18 protein-coding genes are annotated in these 22,148 nt (G+C 59.5%); 6 read left to right on the top strand and 12 right to left on the bottom strand.

Annotation, left to right across the window (positions count from 1 at the left end; translation table 11 throughout):
• Positions 1–2 precede the first annotated feature (2 nt).
• The 6 genes from J4D99_RS18875 to J4D99_RS18850 form a co-directional block, all read right to left on the bottom strand.
• Positions 3–1,160 (bottom strand): transposase, encoded by a 1,158-nt coding sequence (locus J4D99_RS18875; protein WP_486327055.1) that lies wholly within the window; start codon positions 1,158–1,160, stop codon positions 3–5.
• A 676-nt stretch (positions 1,161–1,836) separates the two neighbouring features.
• Positions 1,837–3,213: a Fic/DOC family protein gene (locus J4D99_RS18870; protein WP_208133294.1), complete on the bottom strand. Its 1,377-nt coding sequence runs from the start codon at positions 3,211–3,213 to the stop codon at positions 1,837–1,839.
• Positions 3,213–3,482 carry an antitoxin VbhA family protein gene (locus J4D99_RS18865; RefSeq protein WP_208133293.1) on the bottom strand — a complete coding sequence of 90 codons (270 nt, stop codon included), beginning with the start codon at positions 3,480–3,482 and terminating at the stop codon, positions 3,213–3,215. The genes J4D99_RS18870 and J4D99_RS18865 overlap by 1 nt, the downstream gene beginning before the upstream one ends.
• Positions 3,483–3,552: 70 nt before the next feature.
• Positions 3,553–5,880, bottom strand: coding sequence for a type IV secretory system conjugative DNA transfer family protein (locus J4D99_RS18860; protein WP_208133292.1), 2,328 nt, complete (start codon positions 5,878–5,880; stop codon positions 3,553–3,555).
• Positions 5,881–5,934: 54 nt separating this feature from the next.
• Positions 5,935–6,954, bottom strand: a complete 1,020-nt coding sequence (locus tag J4D99_RS18855; RefSeq protein ID WP_208133291.1) for a DUF5712 family protein — start codon at positions 6,952–6,954, stop codon at positions 5,935–5,937.
• 6 nt (positions 6,955–6,960) lie between these two features.
• Positions 6,961–7,488 carry a BfmA/BtgA family mobilization protein gene (locus J4D99_RS18850; RefSeq protein WP_220235756.1) on the bottom strand — a complete coding sequence of 176 codons (528 nt, stop codon included), beginning with the start codon at positions 7,486–7,488 and terminating at the stop codon, positions 6,961–6,963.
• An 822-nt stretch (positions 7,489–8,310) separates the two neighbouring features.
• Here J4D99_RS18850 and J4D99_RS18845 point away from each other — a divergent pair.
• Positions 8,311–9,096, top strand: coding sequence for a ParA family protein (locus tag J4D99_RS18845; protein WP_208133289.1), 786 nt, complete (start codon positions 8,311–8,313; stop codon positions 9,094–9,096).
• A 785-nt stretch (positions 9,097–9,881) separates the two neighbouring features.
• On the opposite strand, the gene J4D99_RS18840 is transcribed toward J4D99_RS18845, so the two are convergent.
• The 6 genes from J4D99_RS18840 to J4D99_RS18815 all read right to left on the bottom strand — a co-directional run bounded on the left by J4D99_RS18840 (position 9,882) and on the right by J4D99_RS18815 (position 16,554).
• Positions 9,882–10,295 carry a hypothetical protein gene (locus J4D99_RS18840; protein WP_208133288.1) on the bottom strand — a complete coding sequence of 138 codons (414 nt, stop codon included), beginning with the start codon at positions 10,293–10,295 and terminating at the stop codon, positions 9,882–9,884.
• A 366-nt stretch (positions 10,296–10,661) separates the two neighbouring features.
• On the bottom strand, positions 10,662–10,949 hold the full coding sequence (locus tag J4D99_RS18835; RefSeq protein ID WP_208133287.1) for a hypothetical protein: 288 nt from the start codon (positions 10,947–10,949) through the stop codon (positions 10,662–10,664).
• 26 nt (positions 10,950–10,975) lie between these two features.
• A complete protein-coding gene (locus J4D99_RS18830) occupies positions 10,976–11,269 on the bottom strand; it encodes a hypothetical protein (protein ID WP_208133286.1) in 294 nt (97 codons plus the stop codon).
• Positions 11,270–11,366: 97 nt separating this feature from the next.
• Positions 11,367–12,407 carry an ArdC family protein gene (locus tag J4D99_RS18825; RefSeq protein WP_208133285.1) on the bottom strand — a complete coding sequence of 347 codons (1,041 nt, stop codon included), beginning with the start codon at positions 12,405–12,407 and terminating at the stop codon, positions 11,367–11,369.
• Positions 12,408–12,970: 563 nt separating this feature from the next.
• Entirely contained in the window at positions 12,971–16,039 is a 3,069-nt protein-coding gene (locus tag J4D99_RS18820) for a toprim domain-containing protein (protein ID WP_208133284.1), read from the bottom strand.
• A 104-nt stretch (positions 16,040–16,143) separates the two neighbouring features.
• A complete protein-coding gene (locus J4D99_RS18815; RefSeq protein ID WP_208133283.1) occupies positions 16,144–16,554 on the bottom strand; it encodes a hypothetical protein in 411 nt (136 codons plus the stop codon).
• 275 nt (positions 16,555–16,829) lie between these two features.
• On the opposite strand from J4D99_RS18815, the gene J4D99_RS18810 reads away from it, so the two are divergent.
• From J4D99_RS18810 to J4D99_RS18790, 5 genes are all read left to right on the top strand, one after another.
• Complete coding sequence (locus tag J4D99_RS18810; protein ID WP_208133282.1) at positions 16,830–17,609, top strand: hypothetical protein; 780 nt, start codon at positions 16,830–16,832, stop codon at positions 17,607–17,609.
• 103 nt (positions 17,610–17,712) lie between these two features.
• Positions 17,713–18,093 carry a hypothetical protein gene (locus J4D99_RS18805; RefSeq protein WP_208133281.1) on the top strand — a complete coding sequence of 127 codons (381 nt, stop codon included), beginning with the start codon at positions 17,713–17,715 and terminating at the stop codon, positions 18,091–18,093.
• Between the two features lie 9 nt (positions 18,094–18,102).
• Positions 18,103–18,429 carry a hypothetical protein gene (locus J4D99_RS18800; protein WP_208133280.1) on the top strand — a complete coding sequence of 109 codons (327 nt, stop codon included), beginning with the start codon at positions 18,103–18,105 and terminating at the stop codon, positions 18,427–18,429.
• Complete coding sequence (locus tag J4D99_RS18795; protein ID WP_208133279.1) at positions 18,398–21,013, top strand: VirB4 family type IV secretion system protein; 2,616 nt, start codon at positions 18,398–18,400, stop codon at positions 21,011–21,013. The genes J4D99_RS18800 and J4D99_RS18795 overlap by 32 nt, the downstream gene beginning before the upstream one ends.
• Positions 21,010–22,131 (top strand): hypothetical protein, encoded by a 1,122-nt coding sequence (locus tag J4D99_RS18790; protein WP_208133278.1) that lies wholly within the window; start codon positions 21,010–21,012, stop codon positions 22,129–22,131. Before J4D99_RS18795 ends, J4D99_RS18790 begins: the two co-directional genes overlap by 4 nt.
• Positions 22,132–22,148 lie beyond the last annotated feature (17 nt).

Below are 22,148 nucleotides of genomic sequence, written 5' to 3'. Positions count from 1 at the left end.
TGCTACCCAGCTTGGGTGCGCTGCCGGTGCCACGCCCGGCGGTAGGCCGCATCAAACGCCGAGCGAATCAGTTGTTTGTACTGTGCCCCCGGCACACAGTTCGCGCGCAACGGACACTGCTGGCACTCCTGGTAGGTCGCCCGGTACAGCTTCGACCAATTGCCGTCTTCCGTGACCCGGTAAGCGCGAAACCGCAGCAGCTTACCCGCCGGGCAGCCGTACGTATCCTGGGTGGGGTCATAGGTGAAGCCTGTTACCTCCGGTTTGTAGGCCCCAAAAGCCGGAATCCACGGCGTGACGTGATACTGCTCCAAGAAGGCGTAGTTGAAGCCCGTGGAGTAGCCCGTGTCGGCTACTAGCTCACGCAGCGTTAAGTCGTTAGCCCTGAACCTGGCACGTAGCCCTTGGACCAGGGTAGGCAAGTGCGCGCTGTCACGGCTATCAGCGAAATCGGCTTGGATGTGGCTGATCACGCCCGCCGCCGTGTCCACCGCCAAACTGCAGAGGTAGTTCAGGGCCCGTACTTTACCGGGCTTGACGGAGATGCGGGCCTCGGGGTCCGTGGGGCTATAGTGGGTCTTATTACTCAGCAGCTGGGCTTTGGCATGCCGCGCACCCAAGTTGCCTGCCTCGGTGCGACGCTTGGCTTGGCGGGCGGCCTCGCGGCGCAGCTGGTGGGCGGGTGCCGTCTGGCTATGGTTCTCGGTGGCTGGCGCCTCACTGGGCTGACCGACCACGTGCAGCGTGGGCGTGACCTGCTTCTCACACAGGCTGTCGAGCGACGCACTGGCTTTGACCGGGGCCGAGTCCACGGCTTGGGTATCGCCCGCTACTAAGCCGGCGGCGACGCACTGGGCAAAGACGTGGTCGAAGAGGTGCTCAAAAACCGTGGCGGGGTAGAGTTGGCGGGTGCGGCTAATGGTCGAGTGCCAGGGCAGGTCCTCATCGACTTCGTAACCCAGGAAATAGAGAATATCCAGGCGTAAAGCACAGTGCTCGACGAGGCGGCGGTCACTAGCAATATTTTCCAGGCGGCCCACCAGCACGAGCTTGAAGAAGACGACCGGGTCGAGCGAGGGCTGCCCGGTGTGGCTATACAAGGCTCGGGTCTGCTCATAGAGGAAGTCCCAGTCCAGTAGCTCGCCAAGCCGGCGATACAGGTAAGGGCACCCACGGTAGGCAGACGCTGCCCATCCTCTAATTGAAAAGGGCCGTGCTCATAGGCGTGAGTCACGTACCGCTTGCCGGTGCTCCCGCACAGGGCCACAATGCACGTCCGGTCAGGCTGCCCGGGCTGCACCTGCACAAACAGGCGCGTCGGCAAGTGCTTGCAGAATGGTTGGCCTTGCTCATTTCCAGCTAGTATCTGGCAGCTGTGCAGGCTGAATAAAAGTGGTTCGGCTGGGCGGGTAGCCACGGCGGGATGGTCTTTTCCATTATACCTTTTAAATGAATGTATGCTTCTTATTAGGAAACGATTTGCACTTTTTAATAGTTGCATTAAATACAATTTTTACTCGTATTAAATACAAATAAATAAAGCCGAAAAGCCCCGCTAGCTATAGCGGGGCTCACAGGATAGACACCTCGAAAAGGGTTGGCTTAATTACTCCGGGCCTTCGTCTTAGGTGGTATCCAATCAATCCACGTTCGTTCGGTTTGACAGCAAGTACACTGCATTAGCAATTTGGTGGCCATGGGGTACACCTCCAGCACTTCCGCGTGGGCGTGTAGCGTATCCTCTCCGCACGTCTCGCAAGACAGTAGCTCCGTGCCGGCAAGCTGGTCCTCTAAAAAGGCTAATTCGTCGTCCTGCATGCTGGTAAGGTACGAGGGTTAGCGTTCGATGCCGCCACTGCTGCGGCCAGCGCTGGAACTGCTGCGCTCCTGGGTGGGGGCCTTTTCCAGAACCCGGGAGGAGCTACGCAATTCATCCAGAAACTTGTTGCTCCCAATGCCTGGCAATTTCTCGGCCAAGTCGAGCGACTTCTTGACATTCTCGGCATTGGGTCCGACAATTACCGGGTTGCGCTCCACGTCTTTAGCGACCTCCCTTAAGCGGGCACCAGCTGGGCCCTGGCCATGGGCCTCTAACACCTTGGCCACTTCGCGGGCAGCGGTGGCAAAAACAGGCTGAGCCTCCGCGTGACTTTTGGGCGTTACAGTAATCGATTGCTTCTGTCTTTGTGGGGTCATCAATTCCTTGCCTTCGGCCAGCTGTAGCACCTGCACCGAAGCCACTTTCAGGCGCTGGGCATCGGCTAAGTCGAGCGGGGTATCCTTCATAGCCGGGTGCTTTAAAATCTTATCCGCGGCCTGCTGAAAATTGGTAATGGCCGCTCCCTGAATGGCTTTGGGGTCCAGGTTCACGGCTTTGACTTGCTGCCCGAGCTTGATGCCCTGCTCCCGGTTACCGGCTCCGGGCATGTTGGCCACAATGCTGGCCGCCCGGTAGCCGGTAACCTCCAGCTCCCGCCGCGCATCCATCGCCTTCATAGCCGGGCTTAGCTCCGGAGTGGGCGTAACCGCCAGGCTGGGGTCGCGCAGCCCCGCCCCTACTGCCCCCGGGGTCGGGGTTATGATTTGCTGAAACATCGCTTTCAGCGGCTGTAGGTTCTTCGCGGCTTCGGCCGGAGGATACTGCCGCACGATGGCCAGGTCCCGGCTGCGGTTCAGAATCTCGGGGCTGGCCCGGTTAAAGTCGACGTCGTAGCCGGCCTCTTTGCCCAACTGTGTAAAGGTGGCCTGGATTGTCCGGCCGTTCCCGTCCCGGAACGCGTGAGTGTGGTTGTACTGGTCGAGGTAATAGGCGGCGCGCTCGGCAAACTGGTCGGGCGACAGGCCTTTCAGGTTGTTCTCCTTGTTGAGCTGCGCGCCGATGGTATCCAGTCGCTCAGGTATTTCCTTGTAGGGCGCGTACGTCATGGTTTCGCGGAAGCCGGTGACTCTGGTGTCCTTGTGTCCCTGAAACTCGCGGTCCGCCCGGGTTTCCCCGGCCCACTGGTACACGCCGCCAAACAGCCGCTCGTGGACCTGCTTCAGGTGAGCCTGGTCGTACTGCCCGCCCGGGATGCCGCCCTGCTGATTGAGCAGCTTCAGACGCGGAATGGAGGAGTCCGATTCGGCCTGCGCCAAATCCTGCGTGTTGGTAATGCCGAGCTTGTTCAGCCGAACGCCGTTCTCGTCGCTGAACTGGTCATTGAGCACCGCCATTAGTGCCCTTCCTTCGGTGGGGTACCGGCCGCCGCTTTTGCCGCGTAGCGGGCCTTCAGCATCTCGTCGGTCAGCTCAATGACCTGCTCGATGGTTAGCTCCCCGTCCACGTGGCGCTGCATCAGGGCCAGGGCCTCGGGGCTGGGCGCGGGGCCGTTGCTCATCATCGTGGCAATGGCGTTGTTGCTGTCGTGCTCCCGCTGCTGGCGGGCAGCTAGCTGCTCGGCAGTAAGGCCGGCCGGAGCGGGCGCGAAGAAGGTATTATTCATGGCTCTTAGGAAATGGCTTGTGGTACTTCTATAACGGAAAAACGGCCTTAAACATCACTTTCAGGCCGTTTCAGGCATCATTTTTTGTTCCTCCTGCTAAGGTGTTTACGTGCTTGGCCAGGGTTTCTTTTACCTCCTGACGCACCCGCAGGAAGTTCTCCTGCACCGTGCGGGAAAGGGCGCTGGCCGGGTCCTCATGGGGGCCACCAAAGCTCACCATCTGATGGAGGGGGAACTGCTCCTGAGTGGCATCGGCCCTGGAAATGGTGCCTTTAAAAAAAGTGTTCTCCGTTTCCACGGTCTGCCCGACAAATTCGCCCTGCTGCAGGCCGATGGCGTCCTGCACCCGTACCAGGCTGCGCTCCTGGTAGCTGGTGCTCAGGTTGGTGGAGTTGTTGCGCCGACTGGCACTCACCTGACTCGTGCCGACGCTCGTGCTTTCTATTTTCTTTTCTTCCCGACCCACCAGCTCGGAAATGAACTTGGCCGTTTCCAGCGAGTTCACCTTGCCGAAGAACTGGTTGTTGAGATTGGATACCATGACCTGCATCTTCTCTTTGCCGTAGGCGTCCGTCATCTGGCTCAAATCCTGCGTCATGTACACCATCGCCACCTTGTTGCTGCGGGCCGTGGCCGGTATCACCTCCAATCCCGGCACGTAGAGGGTCGCGGCCTCGTCGAGGAACACGTAGCTGCGGTGCTTATTCTGCTGGTTCATCAGCTTCAGGGCCACCGTCACCACGCAGCTCACGACCGGCGAAAACGTGTCCTTCAGCGTCGGGTCGTTGCCGATGCACAGCAGCTTGGGGCTTTTCCTGTTGTTCAGGTCCAGCGAAAATCCCTCCCCGTTTTCCTCGTCCGGGGTTAGCACCCACACCACCTCGGGGCTGTTAATCTTGGTCAGGTTCACCTGCAGGGTGCCCAGTACCGCGCCCACCTGCTTGTCGGCTTTGGTCTGGACCGCCGAGATAAGGCTGCGGGCCTGGTCACCGCACTCCAGGTCGGTTTCCAGCATGCTCAGCACGTGGGTGTAGTCCTTGTACATCGCCGTAGCCACGACGTGGGGAATGGTGCAGTACTGCGGGTAGTGCTTCTTGTAAAACCAGATGATACCGGTCAGGTAGGCCACCGAGCTGGTATCAAAGAACTCCATCTTGCGAATGCTGGACGGGTTCAGGTTGTTGATAATGGCCTTGCTGTACTCCTCGGCAAAGGCCACCACCGGCATATCAGCCGGCCGCAGCGGGTTCACCCGCTCACTGCGCGTCAGGTCCCGGAAGTTGATGATGTGCAGCTGCACGGGCGGCTCGTCCTCGGGCTGCGGCGCGGGCTTGGTGAGCAGAGCGGTGAGCCTGGCTTGCAGCTTGCCCTGAAAGCTGTCCGCATAGCTGTCGGCCTGCTTGCTTTCGCGCTCCTTCCGGCGCTCGGCCAGCACCAGGGCTTTCTGCATCGCCTCGGCCAGCACCGGAAACTTGAAGTCGTACACCAGGCCGGCGAAGTTCTTGTAGGCAAACTGCTCAATCAGCGGCTCCCCTATCGAGTAGGTCTTACCCGCGCCGGCGCCGCCGAGTACCATGGTACCCCGAAATGGATTGGCAATCGTAATCCAGCCCCCATCCGCCGTGGGGAAATACACGGCATCCGGCCTCTCCTCCTTCCGGCGCTCGGTGCTCAGCCCAAAGGCCGGCTTTTTAGTGGTCGCCCACAGCAGGCCCACTAGTCCCCCACTGCCCAACACGGCAATGGCGGCGCCGGGGTAGCCATACTCAATGAAGCCCGGGGTGTAGTGGTGCATGTTCAGCAGCGCGTAGCCAGCCGCCAGGAATAAAACCCCACAAAAGGCCGCCACGATGCGCAGGACCTTTGGGTCGATGGGTTTGCGCTTGGCTTGTCCCGGCTTCGCCTCAGGGGCTTTCTGAATGAATACCAGCACAAGCCCGGCCAGCAGCAGCAGTGCCCGCAGGTACACCCCCGCTGGCCCGTAGAACCTGGCCGCTTTTACCAGCAGCTTGCTGCCAATGCTGCTCCCAGCTTGCGCTAAGGCATCGGTCCCGCTTTTGGTTTTGGCTAGCGCCTGGTCGGTGGAATGGGCGAGGCCTACCGCGCCGCTCGCGGCTCCCTCCCCTATTACCGGGCCGGCCGCTGCTGCGGCTTTGGCAATGCGGGCCTGGCGCTGCCGCTCCGCTATCCTCGCCGTCGTTGCGGACAGCCGCTGCCTGGGGGTCAGGCTTTCAGCCGGAGCTTCAGCTGCCTGGACGAGCTGCACGCGCCGGGCCTCGGCAAGTTCGGGGCCGTGCATGAGCACGTAATAGTCGCCGCCGATGATGGTCAGCAGCAGGACCATTATGAATCCTGCGTTTTGGATGCTGGCCGCGGGCCGGGGTGCTGGACTGCTCATAGGTTCGGAAAAGGAAGTTTGTTTGGGTAGGATTCTGGAAGGCGGCTGGGTGCCCTACATTTCAATATCCAGCTCGGCGCTGTTGCGTCCTGTTTTCTCGCTGATGTGCTCGGTCTTTCCCTCACGGCCGGTATTCGACCGCACCGCTTGCTGCACGGCTTGTAGCAGGGTGCTGGCGGCGCGCTGCGGCGCGGGACGCTCCCGGCCCGTGCTCAGCAGGTGGTAAGCGTTGTCAATGGGTTGTCCCTGCTGGGCGCGCCGCTCGACGGTGGCCAGGGAACGGTAAAAGGTCTTGTCGTACTCGCGGCCCTGGGCAATCTGCTGCACCCGCTGCGGGTCCAGTCGCTCCTCCTTCGTTACCCGCAGGTTGAGGGCAGTGACCCGCTCTTCAATCTTGGCTGCGCGGCCGGCATCACGGCTGGCGTCCCGCTGCTTCGGCCGCAGCTTTTCGTGAGCCTGGGCCGTGTAGCCGAACTGCTTCTCAAACTGCTGGCCGGCGGCGGCCTGCCACTTCATCAGGTCAAAGCGGTTGCGGCGTCCTCCGGGGTTAAGCGTTATTTTCTGCGCTGCGTCACGGGCACTCACGATGACGTGAATGTGGGTCTGCAGGCCCGGGCGCTGCTCTCCTATTTTGGCCTTGCCGGTGCTCACCTCCGGGTCGGTGCCCCGGTAGCTGCGCTGCTGGTGAATGGTAGCCCCCCAAACCAAATCCTGGCTGCTGAGCTGCCGCCCGTCCTTTAGCTGAAAGTTGGCCGCGTACTGCTCCATTGCCTTCCTGGCGTAGGCCTTTAGCTTGTCCTCGTCGTTGTCGATATGCAGCAGCTCCGACTCGCTGGGGCTAATCACCAGCGAGTAGAATTTGGCGTCGTCAGCCCGCAATCCCTTTACATTAGAATCAATCTCCTGCCTCAGCTCCGCGGCGCTGAGGCCATCTCGGTCAGCCCCAAAAAACGAGGCTTCCTCTCCATCCCGGCCGGCTTCCTGCTTCAGATAATTGAGCGTTTGCGCGCTACTCCCGCTGTTATTATAGGCGGCTTTCCCGTGCGTAGCGGGATTGATTAGCTTGACGTACATAGGCGATTACTGGCTCAGAGCGGAGGCAGTCTTGCCCGATTTTACTTCGGTATTTAGTTGGCCCGGCCCCTGCTTTTGCACCGTGGTTAAAGCTTCATTTACCTGCCGGTCTATCATATCTTCGTTCTGCGCCCGAAGCTTTTTAAGGCCTTCCCGCTGCTCATTAAGCTGCGCTTCGCTCAAGCCGCTGAGGTGCTGTGTCAGGTTGTTTACCAGGATTTCATTTAGGCGCAGCACCCGCTCCAACGTCACGCGGCTGCGCAGCATTTCCGCCAGCATTGGCATCAGCAGGCTCCGCTCCTCTTCCCTCAGATAGCCGAACACGCGGTCCCCTAGCTTTTTCACCTGCTGCATAATGAGCTGGCCCTCGCGGGCCACGTCTTCCATTGGGTGCAACCCGCGCTCCGCGAAGTAGCGAATAGCTGCTCCCGTGTAATCAGCCTGGCTTATCTGCAGCCGTTTAGCCTCTTTACTGAGCAAGTGGTGGGTAGCGGCAGGGACATTGACACTCTTCGTTCCGGGGTTCGTGGGCATCGGCTAAAAACTAAGCTTTGGGCAGGCCTTATAGGTTATTCTAACATTGCTAATCAGAGAGTTATGTAGTAAAACCTACAAGTTTCAGCTCTGCTGAATCGTAAGTAACATGATTACAGAGGCTTAGCCTCTTAATTGTGTTACTCTTCTTGCTAAGCAAACTACACGAACTATTCAGAAGCGTTTTAGAATTATTTCAGAGCTTTTTCAGAACTCACGATACGTATTGTCGGGTGAATTAGGTTGGCTTTAATTTTCTATCCAGCCAGTCTTCCTATCTCCGGTACTCCTATCTAACCTGCCTACCCGCCCTACCCCTGTCTGCTCCACCCTTTCACTTGGCCTCCACTGCTATTGTATAATCCATCTCTTCAATCAGGCCTTACATGCAAATAGAATGCATTTCCCTATTACTTTACGACTTTACGACAACAAACATCAACTGCTATTATTCACGAAAAACCAACCTACCTATTTGCCCACCATTCCTTTTACGACTTTACTACATTACTACTTTACAACTAACACCCATCTTGTCAGACTGTCTATTTTACTACTTTACGACAATGCAACTTTACTACAAACTGAAAGCCGCGAGTTGAGGCAATTTCACCACATTATTGCTTTACGACAAGTGTATTTTGCGACAAGTTGTATTTACTACTTATTGCTTTTACTACTATGCAACTTATCATCATTACGACTTAGCGACTTTACGACAACGCGACTTTACTACTTCACGACATTTCCGATTACATTTGCTCCATCGCCGGCCTGACCACCTGGAGACATCCGCACCAACACCCCTTAACAAGTTACCCTATGTCGAAAGTCATCAGCTTTGCCACCCAAAAAGGGGGCTCTGGCAAGTCTACTCTGGCCCTAGTCCTGGCGGCTCCCTTAGCCACCGAGTACGGCTTGAAAATCGCCATCCTCGATTGTGACTACCAGCAGAGCATCGTGAAAACCCGGAAGCAGCTGGACGAGCCTAGCCTGGCCATCCTGCAGGAAACAGACCCGAATGCCGCCTATCCCTACGATGTGTTCCCGATGGCGTTGAAAAGCATCTTTGACTTCATCGACAACCCGGATAACGACTATGACCTAATCATCATCGACATTCCAGGCCGGGCCGACGGGGAAGACGTTTTCAATGCGCTCACGGGCTGCGACGCAGTGATTGTGCCGCTGGTATCAGATTACCTGGACCGGGCTTCTACGGCTGAATTTATGGGCATTCTCGAAGCCCTCAAGAAAGCGGCTGACAAGGCCGAGGTTGATTTTCAATATTTCGGCCTCGCCACCAAGCGGATTGCCGGGCGGCGGGAGGAGAAAGAGATGGACGACTACATAGATGAGCTGGGCTTATCACGCTTTCAGTCCTATCTCAGCCACCGCATGGCTTATACCCGCGCCTCGACGCTGCATAGCCTCCTGACGCCTGCCTTCCGCAACCATGCCGGGGGCACCAAGGACAGCTCGGAAGAAATCCGCCGGGTATGCGACGAGCTGATAGAGAAGCTGGACCTGCCCAGGCGCAAAGCCGAGACAGCCGTTGAACTGGAAGAAGCAACCGATACCACCACCTCCCAAACTGAAACCAAATAATGGCGAAGTCTCCATTCGTAAAGGCAAAAATCGAAGCCCCCCGCAAGCGCATCCCGGTTGATGAAGCATTACGGGCCGAAGCCCGGGCGGGAATGGGAGGGGAGCAAACCAGACTGGAGGCGGAAGTAAAACCGACCACCCCGGCTACGCCCACCTCAAGGGAGGCAGCGGCGGCCCCCGCTGCGTTAGTAGCGCCTGAGTCAACGCCAGCCCCCGAGCCGGCGCCGGCGGTTCGGTCTGCGGCTGAGCCAACGCCCGCTCCCGCCGTGGAGCATCCCGGGGCGACAGCGGCTTCCGCTGCACCTTCGGTGGCTCCCGCACCGGTTGAGCGCCGTCCTCGCGGCCGCAAGCCGGCAGCAGTGGAAGCGGAGCCAGCTGGCGAGTTGAAGGGAGTCCGGATTTCAGAATCGGTCTGGGCCGAGATTCGCAGGATTATCGTGCAGCTTCCCAAAGGGCCGGATATGCCGACCAACATCATCGGCTACCTGCACGCAGCCCACCGGCACTACGAAGCGCATCTTCGCAAGCAGGGCAAGCTACCAGCCACCAAGTAGGGCAGCAAATTAGGCGCTTTGGGTACCGGCATTTCATTTATCCCTGCAATACGGCGCGATGGTTTCCAAAGCGTTAAACAAGGGCAGCTCCTAACCGGGGCTGCCCTTACTCGTTGGGCGGTGGGGAAAGAAGCGCAGTCCACTGCTCCCCTTGATTAGTCCAAGCGGGAAGGCGGGAGCGAGGAGCCTTGTTAGCACCAGACTAGGCGGCGGGGCTTTCAGCTCAGCCGTTTATGCCAGTTGCTTTAGCCATTCTACGGCCTTCTCCTCGCTGTCGAATAGGCGGTAGGTGAGGGCCGCCGCTTTGGCATCAGTCATCACCTGAGTCATTGACAGGCGAGCAAACACATCATTTGCCAATATGACAGCGCCATAAATACCCCCGGGACGCTGCCGGGCCCTATCCAGCCAATAGTCCACAATCCAGGCACTCTCTTCGGGAGTAAAGGGCGTCATCAACCGCTGGTCCCCAAGAAGCTTATTCCAATTGTTGCGCTTCAGAAGCTGACCGGTATGCGTAAGAAGAGCCTGTAAGTCCGTTAATTTTCGCTTACCCGGGAAGTACTCAAACCGAACGTAGCCATCGGGATGCTCCAGCAGGCGGCCGGCGGCGTTTTCAAAGTAAATTAGGAGCTTGGAGTTCATCGTAAAGGAAGGCGTGCCAAATGACTATCCTGGCATCCGGGCAACTAACAGCCTTATAGAATTAGCGGTGCGCAGACTCCTCAAATGTAACAGCGCTACCAAGTAGCCGTAGCTATTCAGTAGCGTGGTGGGAGAGGACTACTGTTTAAAAAGCACGCCGGCCAGGGCTACCTCGTGCTACTGGCCGGTTTTCAGGTAGCGAACCTGAAACTGGCCGCCCAGAATCCTAGCTTGGTCCCTCAGCGCGGGCACTGGCTTCTCTTCGGGAGGTGCTGCCGGGTAATGTACTTACCACCGGGTATTAAGTGGGCCTGCTGCACGTCGCGGGACTAAGGTCTGCTTGTGGTCAGGGGCTGCGCGCTGAGATTAGTGGACGAGGGAGAAATGCCTGCCTTGTTCCTCGCAGGTGTGGCGTAAGCCCTCACGGGCAATCTGCCGGGTGGCTTGTACCAGCTTCAGCAGCACTTCAAAAGCGGCCGGCGTGTCAATCTCCATCCCGAGCCGCTGGGCTACCTCCTCGGTCAGCACCTCGCTGTTTATTCCTCGGTCAAGCTGCTGCATCAACACCTCCACGTCGGCAATCGCGTCAATTACCTGGCTGTGGTACTGGTTCCACCTGAGACTCTGGATGGTTGGGGCTTCGCAGGCTTTCAAGGCAAGGACTTTAGAAAGGGGAGGGGCTACCACTGCTGGAATCCGTTGCCCTCGTCAAATGCTTCATCCAGGTAAATCCGCTCGTAAAAGCCTTTCGGAGCTACAATCCCCAGATTTTTCAGCTTTTCCGCTACGGTTTCCACGTCGGGCAAGCCGCCGCGCTCCATCAGGCTCGGGTAAATAATGTCCCTGGGTAGCCGGCCGACCTGGCAAACGGTGAGGAAAGGATGCTGTAACATTCGGTCCCAACCGCACTGGCCGTCTACTGGCTGGCTCTCAGTAGCGGCGCAAGTGGCGGTGGTTGAAAAGGCGTGCTTCATAGCTTATAAAAAGTGAGAGTTTAGGGTTAGGACTAATGCTAGTGCTTGGCTTAGGGCAGGGGTAGCAGCTTGCGGGCTGCTACCCCTGCCGGGCGGGTTACACCAGCTGCAGCCAGCTCAACTCAGCGGCCTTGAATTCGCGGTCGATGTCGTCGAGGACTGCGGCGGGCTCACTGGCCACATTCGCATCTGCCGTCGTTGATTCCACGGCCGGCGTGGACTGCGCCTCGGTATTGCCTTCGGTCTCTTCAGTGGTGCCGAGAATCATCCGGGTGGCGGCCTGGGCTTTGCTGGCGGCTTTTACCACTAGCTGCTTGTCATTTTTCAGCCGCTCCAGCCAGCCTTGAATGTAGGCCACGGCGTTTTCCTCGGTTTGCTCGGTGGCAATGCCAGCGGCGGCGCTCAGGAACGAGGCGCCCATCTCAGCGGTCAACTCCTCGCGGGCGTAGCTAGTACTCTGCTTACCATCGCCGGCGGTCAGGTCAGCACGGTCAAGGCGAGACTTGTGGCCGGTGCTGTGGGTTAGCTCGTGGAATAGGGTTTGGTAGTAGCCCTCCGATGTGGTGAAGGTCTCCGGCTTGGGCATATTCACAAAGTCCAGCGAAGGGGAGTAGTAAGCGCGCTGGTGCAAGTGCTGAATAGCGGGCTTGCCATCCCACGCCTCTACAATGCCTTCAGCTACCTCGCTGGGAGTAAATTCCTGCTTGGGTACTTCGGGTAAGTTGAACTCGATGCCTTCAATATCTTCCACCGAAAACACGGTGTAATATTTCAAGAAGGGCTTTTTCTCCTCTTTGCCGGTTTCCTGGTTGTCGCGCTTGCTGATGTTGTAGTAAACAACCTGGTGGCCCTTGGCACCTTTGCGCACGTTGCCGCCCAGCGCTAGCGCCTGCTTGAAAGTCATGAAAAAGGGCAAAGCACCGCTGAAGTGCAGCAAAAACAAGTTGATGCCGCTATATACCCGGCCGGTGGCGTAGTTGCGGGGAAGGCCATAAACCGCGTTCCACGGCTTGCGCCACGGAATAATACCACCTTCCAGCGCCGAGATAATCCGGTCCGTCACAATCTGGTACACATCGGGGCGGTTGGTAGTCGCTGTGGCGGCTTTCTTTGCGGAGGAATTGCTGGTCTTTTTCATGGCTAAAGGGCTGTTATTCCGTTTATTTGTTATTCTTATTAAACGAAAACCGGCTTTGTATAGTTGCATTTTATACGATTAATATTCGTATTTAATACAATTGTTTACACTCTACTTTTTAATGTGCGCCAACTTTTTTCCCAACTGCCCCTACCGTTGCCCGGTCACCTATTGGTGGCACTTGGGCACTAACTCTACCGCCTGTGCAGGTACTGTTGGCTGGGGCGTCGCGTGAGATATAGTAAGGGTTTAGTCCGTAGGACCGAAGGCGGAGCCGTAGCCCTGGATAGCCCTGGATAGCCCGGCCCGAAGGGACACGCCCAACCGCCCAACCCCACAAGAAAGAACTTATAAAACCTATTAATTGGCGCTTTCAGCGCTGGAACTGACTCTATATAAATAGCCCTCCGTTGCGCAAACCGCCAAAATGGGGCAGCAAGAGATACAAGATGTCCGGCCTCCGGTGGCCACCAAAAAAGCCGCCCCTGAAGTCAAGGCGGCTTTTTATTAAATGGCATGGCGAACGCCGTTTCCGGCCCGGTGGGCGGGCGCGAAGCGCTCGTCTACCGAGTGATTTCTGCGGTGCGGGTCCGCTTCAGAGATAGCTCCTGGCCCCGGCTAATGTCTTTCCGCTCAGCCCGGTCGCTGCTGTGCTCGATTACCTGGCTGCCTTTCTGGTTAGCCACGGCATCGAGCGTTTGGCTGATTCTGGCAAGCTCGGGCTGGTCGGTGCGGTACGATACCTTCATTTCGGAGTGACGGATGCCTTTAGCGTCGGTGGTGCTCTGAATGTCGCCGGCTTTGGCTCCGCTGCTGGTAATAGCCGCTTGCACGGCCTCGGCCTGGCCCCGTTCGCCCGCCCTGATGGCGGGCTCGTCCACCTTGATAATAACCTGCTTCTCACTGCCCTGGGCACCGACGCTGGCCGCTTCCTTTTCGGCAGGATTCGGCGCAGTGCTGCGCTCCTGACTGAGGCTCCGCTCCGGAGTAGGAGTGGGGGAGAAGCTAGCCTGGCCACGCTGAGTAATACGCCACCCTTGCTCGGTGCGCTCGAGCTGCGTGGGGCTGCTCACGGCTACGTAAGCATCGCCGGGCTTCGGGGCGCCGCTCAGCTCATACGCCGGCCGCAGAACGGCATGGTAGCCGTTTAGTAGCTGCGGGTCAGCTCCCGGGGCAGGCAGCAGCACGGCCCGGTGCGGGTTCTGCGCGTCCACCTGAATTTGGTAAAGGCTGTAACTCGCGGGCTGCGGGCTGGTGTCGCGACTATTGATTTGGCCTTCCGAGTTGGGCATAACGTTTACATAGATGCGCGCCGCGGTGAAGCTGGGTTCTGACTGCTGCGCCTCGGCTGCCCCGGCCGCTGGCGTGGAACTCACCTGCACCTCGACGGGCATGCCGGCCACGTCCTGGCTGCGGTCCCGATTATGGGGCTGGATGGCGGCGGCCTCAGCGGCGGCCTGACGAGCGGCACGGTCTGGCTCGCTTTCAGCTACGCTCACCCCCGCATACATTTCATTCCCGGCCTCGGCGCGGGCGTTGGTGTTGGTCACGATGGCGTGAATGATGGCAATATCGGGCTGGTCGTTCTGATACCTCAAATCGAACTCCGCCCGGCGGATGCCCTGCTCATCGACGGTGCTCCGCACTTCGCTCGTCCGCATCGAGTAGCCGGAATTATCCAGGACTTCCTTCCAGGCCTCGGCGCGGCCGGTGGTGTTAGCGGCTACCTCGTCAATCTTCCATGTCGCCGTTTTCTCTTCAGAGGATGGGCTGGTGGGCAGGCTGATTGTAGTGGCGGGCTCGGCGTAACGGGCCCGGCCGCGCAGCTCCTCCAACTCAGCTTCATCGACCTTGCGGCCGGTAGGAGGGGGGTTGTCGTTGATGTACTCCTTCAGCAGCACCAGGCCGGCATCTTTGGCATGTACAAACTGTGCGGTGTGCTCAGCCGCCTCCTGCTCACTACGGTAGGAGCGGAATGGGCGCCCGTCGTTGGGACTATCGGCGTCGGCCCCGGCCGCGCCCATCACCGCCTGATTAAAATGCTTGTCGTCCTCCTGACGCTCCTGCTTCGCTTCCAGGGTGTTGTCCCGCGCGCGCTGTTTCTGGGCCTCGTCGTACAGACGGCGGGTTTCCTGTTCGTCGCGCTCCATCGCAGCGGAACGAGCGTACTCAGCCTGGCGCTGCTGGTACTGCTGCCGGTGCTGCTCCCGCTCGGCGGCGCGCTGCTGCTCATCGAGCACGGCCTGGGCGCGGATTTGCTCGGCATTCAGGCCCTGGGCCGTTAGCTCCAGGTCGCGGTTCCAATCCTTGGCCTGCGGGTAATCGACGCGAATAAAGGCTTCCTGGCGGCGCTCCTGCTCGGGCCGCAGCTGCTCCCGCTGGCGGTAAAGCTCCTGGCTGATGACTTCGAGCTGCGCGGTATCGGCCTTGGCCACCGACAAGCGAAGTACGGTTTCCCGCCCGGTGCTGCGCATTACTTCCAGCTCAATGGTGGGGCCGGCTTCGCCGGTGCCGTTCATCTTCGCGACCCGGTCGGTGAGCTGCTGCACCTGGGCAGTGCCGGCCTCGGTGCTGTCGTGGCGGTAGCTCACTTTAAGCGCGGTGTGGTACTTGTCGCTGGTGGCGTGCCACTCCACCGGCCGGCTGGCTTCCTTGTAGGCTTCCTGGTCGGCTACGGGAATCAGCGGCCGGGCCGGGTGCAGCTCATTCATGTAATTCATGTTGAACTGCCGCCCGCCGGCGTCCCGGTCATTGGCCAGCACGATTTCTTTGGGCTCCTGCTTGTCAATGACCCGCTGAATCAAGGCTACCTGCGCCTCGGTGGGGGTGCCGCTGGTCGCAATGTAAAGCGTGTTCTTAGGGTCCTGCCCGTGCTTAAGCTGAAAATGGGAGAGCGAGTCAATAGCAGACTCGGACACGACCACCCGCTCCACGGGTGTATCCTTGCCCTGCGTCGGGTGCGATACCCAAATGCCGTTTTTAGGCAGCGGCAGCAGGTTTTTGTAGTGTTCGTTCTTCTGCTCAATGCTGGCCAGGCCCTGCTCGTTATAGAGCGGGAAGGCCGTGTTCTTATGCTCGTTCTGCTGCGCGGTGAAGATGCGGCCCTGGAATGCCGGGCTCTCAATCGTGCTATCGGTTATACCCCGGCCGTGCAGATACGTGCGGTCGGTCAACTCCTTGTTGACGCCGAGCACCTCGGCAATGAGCCGGGTTTTGCGGTCTTCCTGCTGCTGGCGCTCGTGGTCTGGGTCGCCCACGGGCAACGCGTTAAGCCGGCTCTGTTCCACTGGTGGAGCATAGCTGCGCGTTGGGGCAGGTCCGTCATTCAGGTACTCGCGTAGCTGCTGCCGGACCTGCCCCAAATTCAGCCCGTGGCCGTCGCCGCCCCGGGTTTTCGCAAAATCAATGACGCTGCCCTTGTCGCGGTCGTCGCCGGTGTTCAGGTAAACCTGATGGTCGTCTTTGCGGGTGACGATGAGTACCTCCCCATCCTTGACGAGCTGGTGCCAATCGCCGCGCTTGCCTTCCTTCTTCACCTGGTAGCCCTGGCGCTCGGCATAGTCGACCAGGTCAATGTCACGCTTGAACCGGTCAAGCTCGGTGGGGTCGTTTTCTCGGGTAGGTGCATTCATCGCGGGAAGCTTACTGGTGGTCATTATGGACCAGTAGCTCCGGGCGGGAAAAGCGAGGCGGAGGGTGGAACCGCTGCGCTACCAGGAATACTATCCGGTCGTGGTTACGGGGCTGGGGGTGCCGGGGCGCCGTCGGCAGGCCCGGCATCGGGGAGGGGAGGGGTGCCGCTGTCAAAGCATTTGAGCTGCGCTTTGAAAGTGTTCAGCGCCTCCTGGTTGGCAAACAGAAAGCGTGGGCTTACGCTGTTGGGGGGAATCCTGATAAGCTCGGTAGCGACGGCCAGGCTGCGGAGCAGACGTTGCAGCAAGCGGGGCTCTTCGCGTTTGAGGGAGTTGTTTTTCAGGCCAACGATGCTGGTGTAGGGAAGCTCGTGCTGGTCGCAAAATGATTTCAGCTCCCCTTTGGCCAGCATTAATAATCGGAACTGGGCGTAGCGTAAAACATCGGCATAAGGAACGGAAAGCTGTAGGTCAGGGAAGCCCAATGGGGCCGAGATGTGTGGAGAGGGTACCATGCGGGTGGTGGCTTTTGTAGGTTGGAAGTGTACTTCAGTGAACTGTAAACGGAGGATAATTCACAAAGACACGAATTGCAGCCAATCGCTGCAAATACCTTAACCCATAACCCGCAACTATACCCCGGGCTCGGTTGAAAACTCCGGAGAGTAAGCGAATCCGAATCCGGTTGAGGGGTGCTAACGCAGAATCCTATCAGAGGTTTTGTAGAATACTATTAGAAATTTTTCAGAACTCTTTCAGAACAGCAGCCGTAAGCAGGGCTCATATGAAAATGGCCCTGCTCGTTGCTTTCGCACTTTTTCTACTTGCAGTGCTGTCCGGCTTGGCCTGGAGGCGTGCCAGGAACAAAGGGCCGAAAGCAGACCTCGTGGCCAAGCGCAACCACAAATCGGTTTGGTCCTTTCACTACGGCCCGGCTTCTGTTATTCCCATTCGGGAAACGGCAAAGCTATCACCGCGAGTGGCGGCAGCCAGTCCCTTGACGCAGCTCATAGCCGAGGATATCGAGGCGAAGGAGCAACAAGCAAAAGCGGAGGAAGCCGCCCGCGTCGGGGAAGCGCAGGCACTGGAAGCAGCAGGCTGGATGCCACTCAGCGAGCAGCCCGACGAAGCGGATTCTGCCGCGGCCGAAACAGCAGTCTCGTCGACCGCCGCCAGCTCACCGGATGAGGAAGGCGACATTGCAAAGGAGATGGCGGCGCCGCTGCTTTCCTCCCGTTACGCGCCGGGCGCCAGGCTTAACGTGCTGGACCTGCTGGGCACCGATGAAGCAGCCCCGGCCCGGTTCCAAGCGGCTGCCGCCGCGGAGGTGAAGCCGGCAGCAGGGGAGGAAACCGCTGCTCCAGCCAGCGCGCCCCCCGATGACGACACCGTGCCGCAAACCCTCTTCACCAACCCGCTGACAGAAGCAACGGGCACCAAAAACGACGAGGCCAACCGCCAGGCGGCGGTGGAACTAAAGAAGCGCAATCGGGCGGCTTTACGCACGGGCACCGCCGGCCAGAAAGCAGCACTGGCGGCCCTCATAACTGAGGCGGTCGCACCTGGCTAACGGCCGCTGCCGGCCTTGACAACTCCCCTCTTCTCTGCGCATTTCTCACCCTGCTTTCCGGGAGATAAGCACCCCACTACCAAACCCCTTTTCCATCATTCTTATGCTCAAGAAACCCCTCAATCTGGCGGCTAACCTGCGGGTAGCCGGCCAGGCCTACCAACCAGCCAAATGGGAGCAGCGCGGCTATGCGCTGCTGACGGCGCTGGCCCTCTCCACCGTCTCGGCCCAGGCCCAAAGTGCCGAAGCGGCGCTCACGCAGGTTAAGGAAAAGGTGATTGGCATCGTGCAGGTCATTTTCGCCATCATCCTGATTATCGGCCTGATTCGGGTGGTCATGAAGTTTGTGCAGGGCTCCCCCGACGCGCTGGGCTCCCTGGGCTGGCTCGTGGGCGGGGTGCTGCTCTGGTTTGGCTTCCAGCTCTTCAAGGACGATTTGGTAAGTGCCGTGGGCGGCAGCGCGGGCGGCGGCTTAACCAAATAAGCGGCTCCCATGCGCTCCTATAAATCCATCGAGCGGCCCGCCCAGGTCCTGGGCATGAACCTGCAGGACCTGGGCCTGCTGGTGGGCCTGTTCATCGGCTCCGTGCTGCTGCTCGGCTTTCTGGGCATGGCGGTCAAGATTCCGCGCCTGGTCTACCTGCTGGTCATCCTGTCAGAAATCGGACTCCTCCTGGGCCTGCGTTACCTCACCCGGACGCAGGCCCCCGGCTTCCTGATGGCGTGGCTCTCCTACACCTTCATTCAGCCCCGCCGCCTGGCAGTGGGGCTCCTCCCTCCTCCCGCTCATGGCAAAAACCCCCAAGACAACCGCGTTTAACGCGGTGATGCCGGTGCATTCCTATGAAGAAAACAAGGTGGTCTTCAAGGATGGCCGCGTCGCCGTGGGCTTCGTGATTGAGCCCGCTGAAATGGAAAGCTGGATGGTCGAAGACTACGACGCCTTTCAGACGGCGCTCATCGGCGTGCTGCGCCCGCTCCCGGTGGGCACCATCGTGCAGAAAACGGACATCTACTACGACCGGCCCTACCGCGAGGACAAGGCGCAGCAGACCTACTTCGAGGGCAAGATGAACAAGCACTTCTTCGAGCGGCTGGTGCTGTTTCAGAAGTCCTACCTGTTTCTCTCGTTCGCGCCGGTGGCGGTCAAGGCCCCTAAGACCAACGCCGTGAATGCCCTGGTGGCCCGGGCCGGCGAAGCCCTCATTAAGAACCCCTTCGCGCAGCTCGTGCACACCCTGGAGGTAGCCGAAGCCAGCGCCGTGGAATTTACCCAAGGCCTCAAAAACCTGGGCGGCGTGGCCTTTGAGCGCATGAGCAGCCGCGAGATTCACCAGCTGTATCTGCAGTACTTCAACCTGAACTTCGACGGCCAGCCCACCCGGCAGGAGCGCGAAATTGGCAACGACCTGGGCACGCTCAGCGTCGGGGAGCACCAGGTTAACATCCTCTCGATGGTGGGCCAGGGCAGCGAGGGCCACGCGGCCGTAAAGAACAGCTACGGGGTTACGGCGCCCATGCTCTACCCGCTCACCCACATCCTGCAGTGCCCCCACATCCTGACGCAAGCCCTGCTCGTGCAGGACACCCGCGCCGAGCTCAGCAGCCTGGATACCGACCGCAAGCTGAACGCCTCGCTTTCGTTTCTCTCCACGCAGGACAATGCGCTGCGGGCGGCTGAAGTCGAGGAGTTCACCGCCGAGGTGCGGGCCGAGAACAAGCAGATAGTGGGCCTGCACCTCTCGTGCGTGATCTGGGACACCAACGACAACAGCCGGCGCGAAAACGTGGAGAAGGCCACGGCGGCGTTCCGGTACATGTTCGGCACGGAAAGCGTGGTGGAAAGCTACCTGGCCCTGCCCGTGTTCTTTGGCCTGCTACCAGGTAACGCCTGGCAGGTGCCGGACCGCTGGCTAACCTGCTCTTCCGACCGGGGGGCGTGCTACACCCACTGGACGGCCACCTACAAAACCGACCCAGTGGGGGAGTACCTCACCGACCGCTTCCGCAACCTGGTGCAGGTGAACCTGTTCAACACGGCCCTGGACAACCAGAACGCCATCGTCATCGGCCCCTCCGGCTCGGGCAAAAGCTACACCTTCGGCAACCTGATAGTGCAGCGCTTTGAGAAAGGGGCGCGGCAAATCATCATGGACGTAGGCGGCACCTACCGCAACGTGCTGCAGTCGCTCAACGGCGAGGATTTCGACCACACCTACTTCGAGTACGACCCCGCCCGGCCGATTGAGTTCAACCCCTTCATCGTACCACGGGATGCTTCGGGCAAGTGGCTCTATAATGACGAGAAAACCAACTTCCACCTGGCGCTGCTCGCCGCGCTCTGGAAGGGTGGCAAGGATACCGGGCTCGATAAGTCGGAGCGGACCATTCTTTCGCGCTTTTTGATTGAGTACTACGCGTACCTCAATGAAGATAACAAGCTCGGCCAGCTGGACGAGGAGTTTCCCGGCATGGAAAGCTTCTACCGCTTCGTGGAGCGCTTCGATGCCGACATGCAAAAGGTCGTGGCGGAACCCCACGACGGGGTAGCGCCGGACTCGCTGGACGGGGCGCGGCGCCAGTACCAGAAGAATCTTAAGTACATCGACATGCACCAGTTCTTCCTGGTGCTGGGTCAGTATATCACCGGCGGCCGCTACGAGCGGGTGCTCAACGCCCAGCGCGACGTGGACCTGTCGGAATACCGGCTCATCTGCTTCGACCTGGCCAAGGTGCAGGCCGACCCCGACCTGTACCCGGTGGTGGCCATGCTCATCACCGAGCTGAGTCTGGACCTGTTCCGCAAGTTTCCGGATGCGACTAAGTACATCGCCCTGGACGAGGCCTGGACCATGCTCTCGGGCGTGCTCTCGGAATTCATCGAGTCGATGTACCGCACCATTCGGAAAACCAACGGCTCGGTGACCATCATCACCCAGGGCATCACCGAGATTACCAACAGCAAAATCGGGCCGGCCATCATCAACAACTCGGCTACCAAGATTATCCTGCGCCACGTCAACCCCGACTCGCTCGCCCAGTTGCAGGCCCCGCTCGGCCTGACCGGGCACGAGATGGACCTGATACGCTCGGTGCGCTCCACGGACGCGCTGCGCGAAATCTTTATCAAGCAGGGCGGCAAGGGCAAGATATTCGGAGTGGAAGCCTCCCCGCAGCTCGATGCCATTCTCACCTCTAAGCCCATCGAGCGAAACTACCTCAACAAGCTGGTCAAGTTCTACCAGCAGACCAACCGCAAGCCCGTGCTGGACAAAGCCGGCCGCTTAAAGCTGGACGAGGAGGGCAACACGGTGTACGAAGACGTGAACGTGCAGCGCCTGGACTACGCGGTGGACCAGTTTGTCGAAGATAAACAGGCCCGCACGGGGGCTCTGGCCAAATGAGCGGCCTCTACTTAATGGTCGCCTACGGGGCCGACCCGGGGTTTCTGAGCGCCTGCGACCAGACGCTGGCTATCGTGCTGCACGCCTGCCGCTTCATCACCCCCACGTTTATGCTGATTGCCTTGCTCTACACTGTCGGGCGGGGCTTTATCTCGGGCAACGGTCTGGCCATGGACTGGGGACCGATTATAAAGGCGGTCTGGATATTCTTCCTGCTCTTTTTCTATAAGGAGCTGATTGACACACTCAGCATGGGTATTGCGGGCTTCACCCGCCTGTTCGCTACGCCGGACGGCTCGACGGCCGCTTCGGCGCTGGGGGCAACCATCAGCACCTCGGAGACGCTGTCGCAGAAAACGGTGGTCGAGCAAGGGGTTGACGAAATCAGCAACCTGCTCAAAACCATCACCTCGTTTAGCCTGACCAATATTCTGATGCAGCTGGTGACCGGGGAGGTAGTACTGCTGATTCGCCAAATCATGCAGTTCATTCAGCAGTTCATCCTGGGCTTTCTGTTTGTCTGCGGCCCCATCTCCCTGTGCCTGTCGGTGGTGCCGGCCTTTGGGCAGCTGGCAATTAAGTGGCTGCAAAACTTCATTGCCGTACAGCTCTGGGGCCTCTCATTCGCCCTGCTAGACCTGCTTTATACCTTCTACACGGCCTCCAGCACAACCTTCGGCGGGGTGTTCTCCGCCCCAGTGGCCGCCGAGTCGGATACGCGCCAGTTGATAGTATCGGTGGCCTTCATCATGCTCTACCTCATGGTGCCCTACCTGACGAGCCTATTTATAGGCTCCTCGGCCGCTCAGGGCTTCGTGGGCTCCATGGTGGGCATGGCCGCTTCCGCCGCGGCGGCCGGGGCCGGCGTCTCCGCTGGCATGGCCGGGGGCGGGCACGGTGTATCCGGCGCCATCGGCCGCGCTATGGGAAGCGGCAGCAAAACTGGCGGGGGCAGCTCCGGCGGTGGGGGTGGTAATGGTGGGGGTAACAACTCCGCCGGGCCCGCACAGTCTCCGGGTGGAGGCAGTTCGGCATCGGCTGGCTTGCCCTCCATCACCATGTCGGATGCCCTGAACCCTTCTTACCGGCAACGGCCCTCCGGGCTGTGGACGGCCTAACCATTCTTCCTCTCCTT

The organism is Hymenobacter sp. BT559 (assembly GCF_017571525.1).
Lineage (GTDB): Bacteria > Bacteroidota > Bacteroidia > Cytophagales > Hymenobacteraceae > Hymenobacter > Hymenobacter ginsengisoli.
Note: the sequence above shows the minus strand (reverse complement) of the source record. Positions and strands in the feature narration are given on the sequence as shown.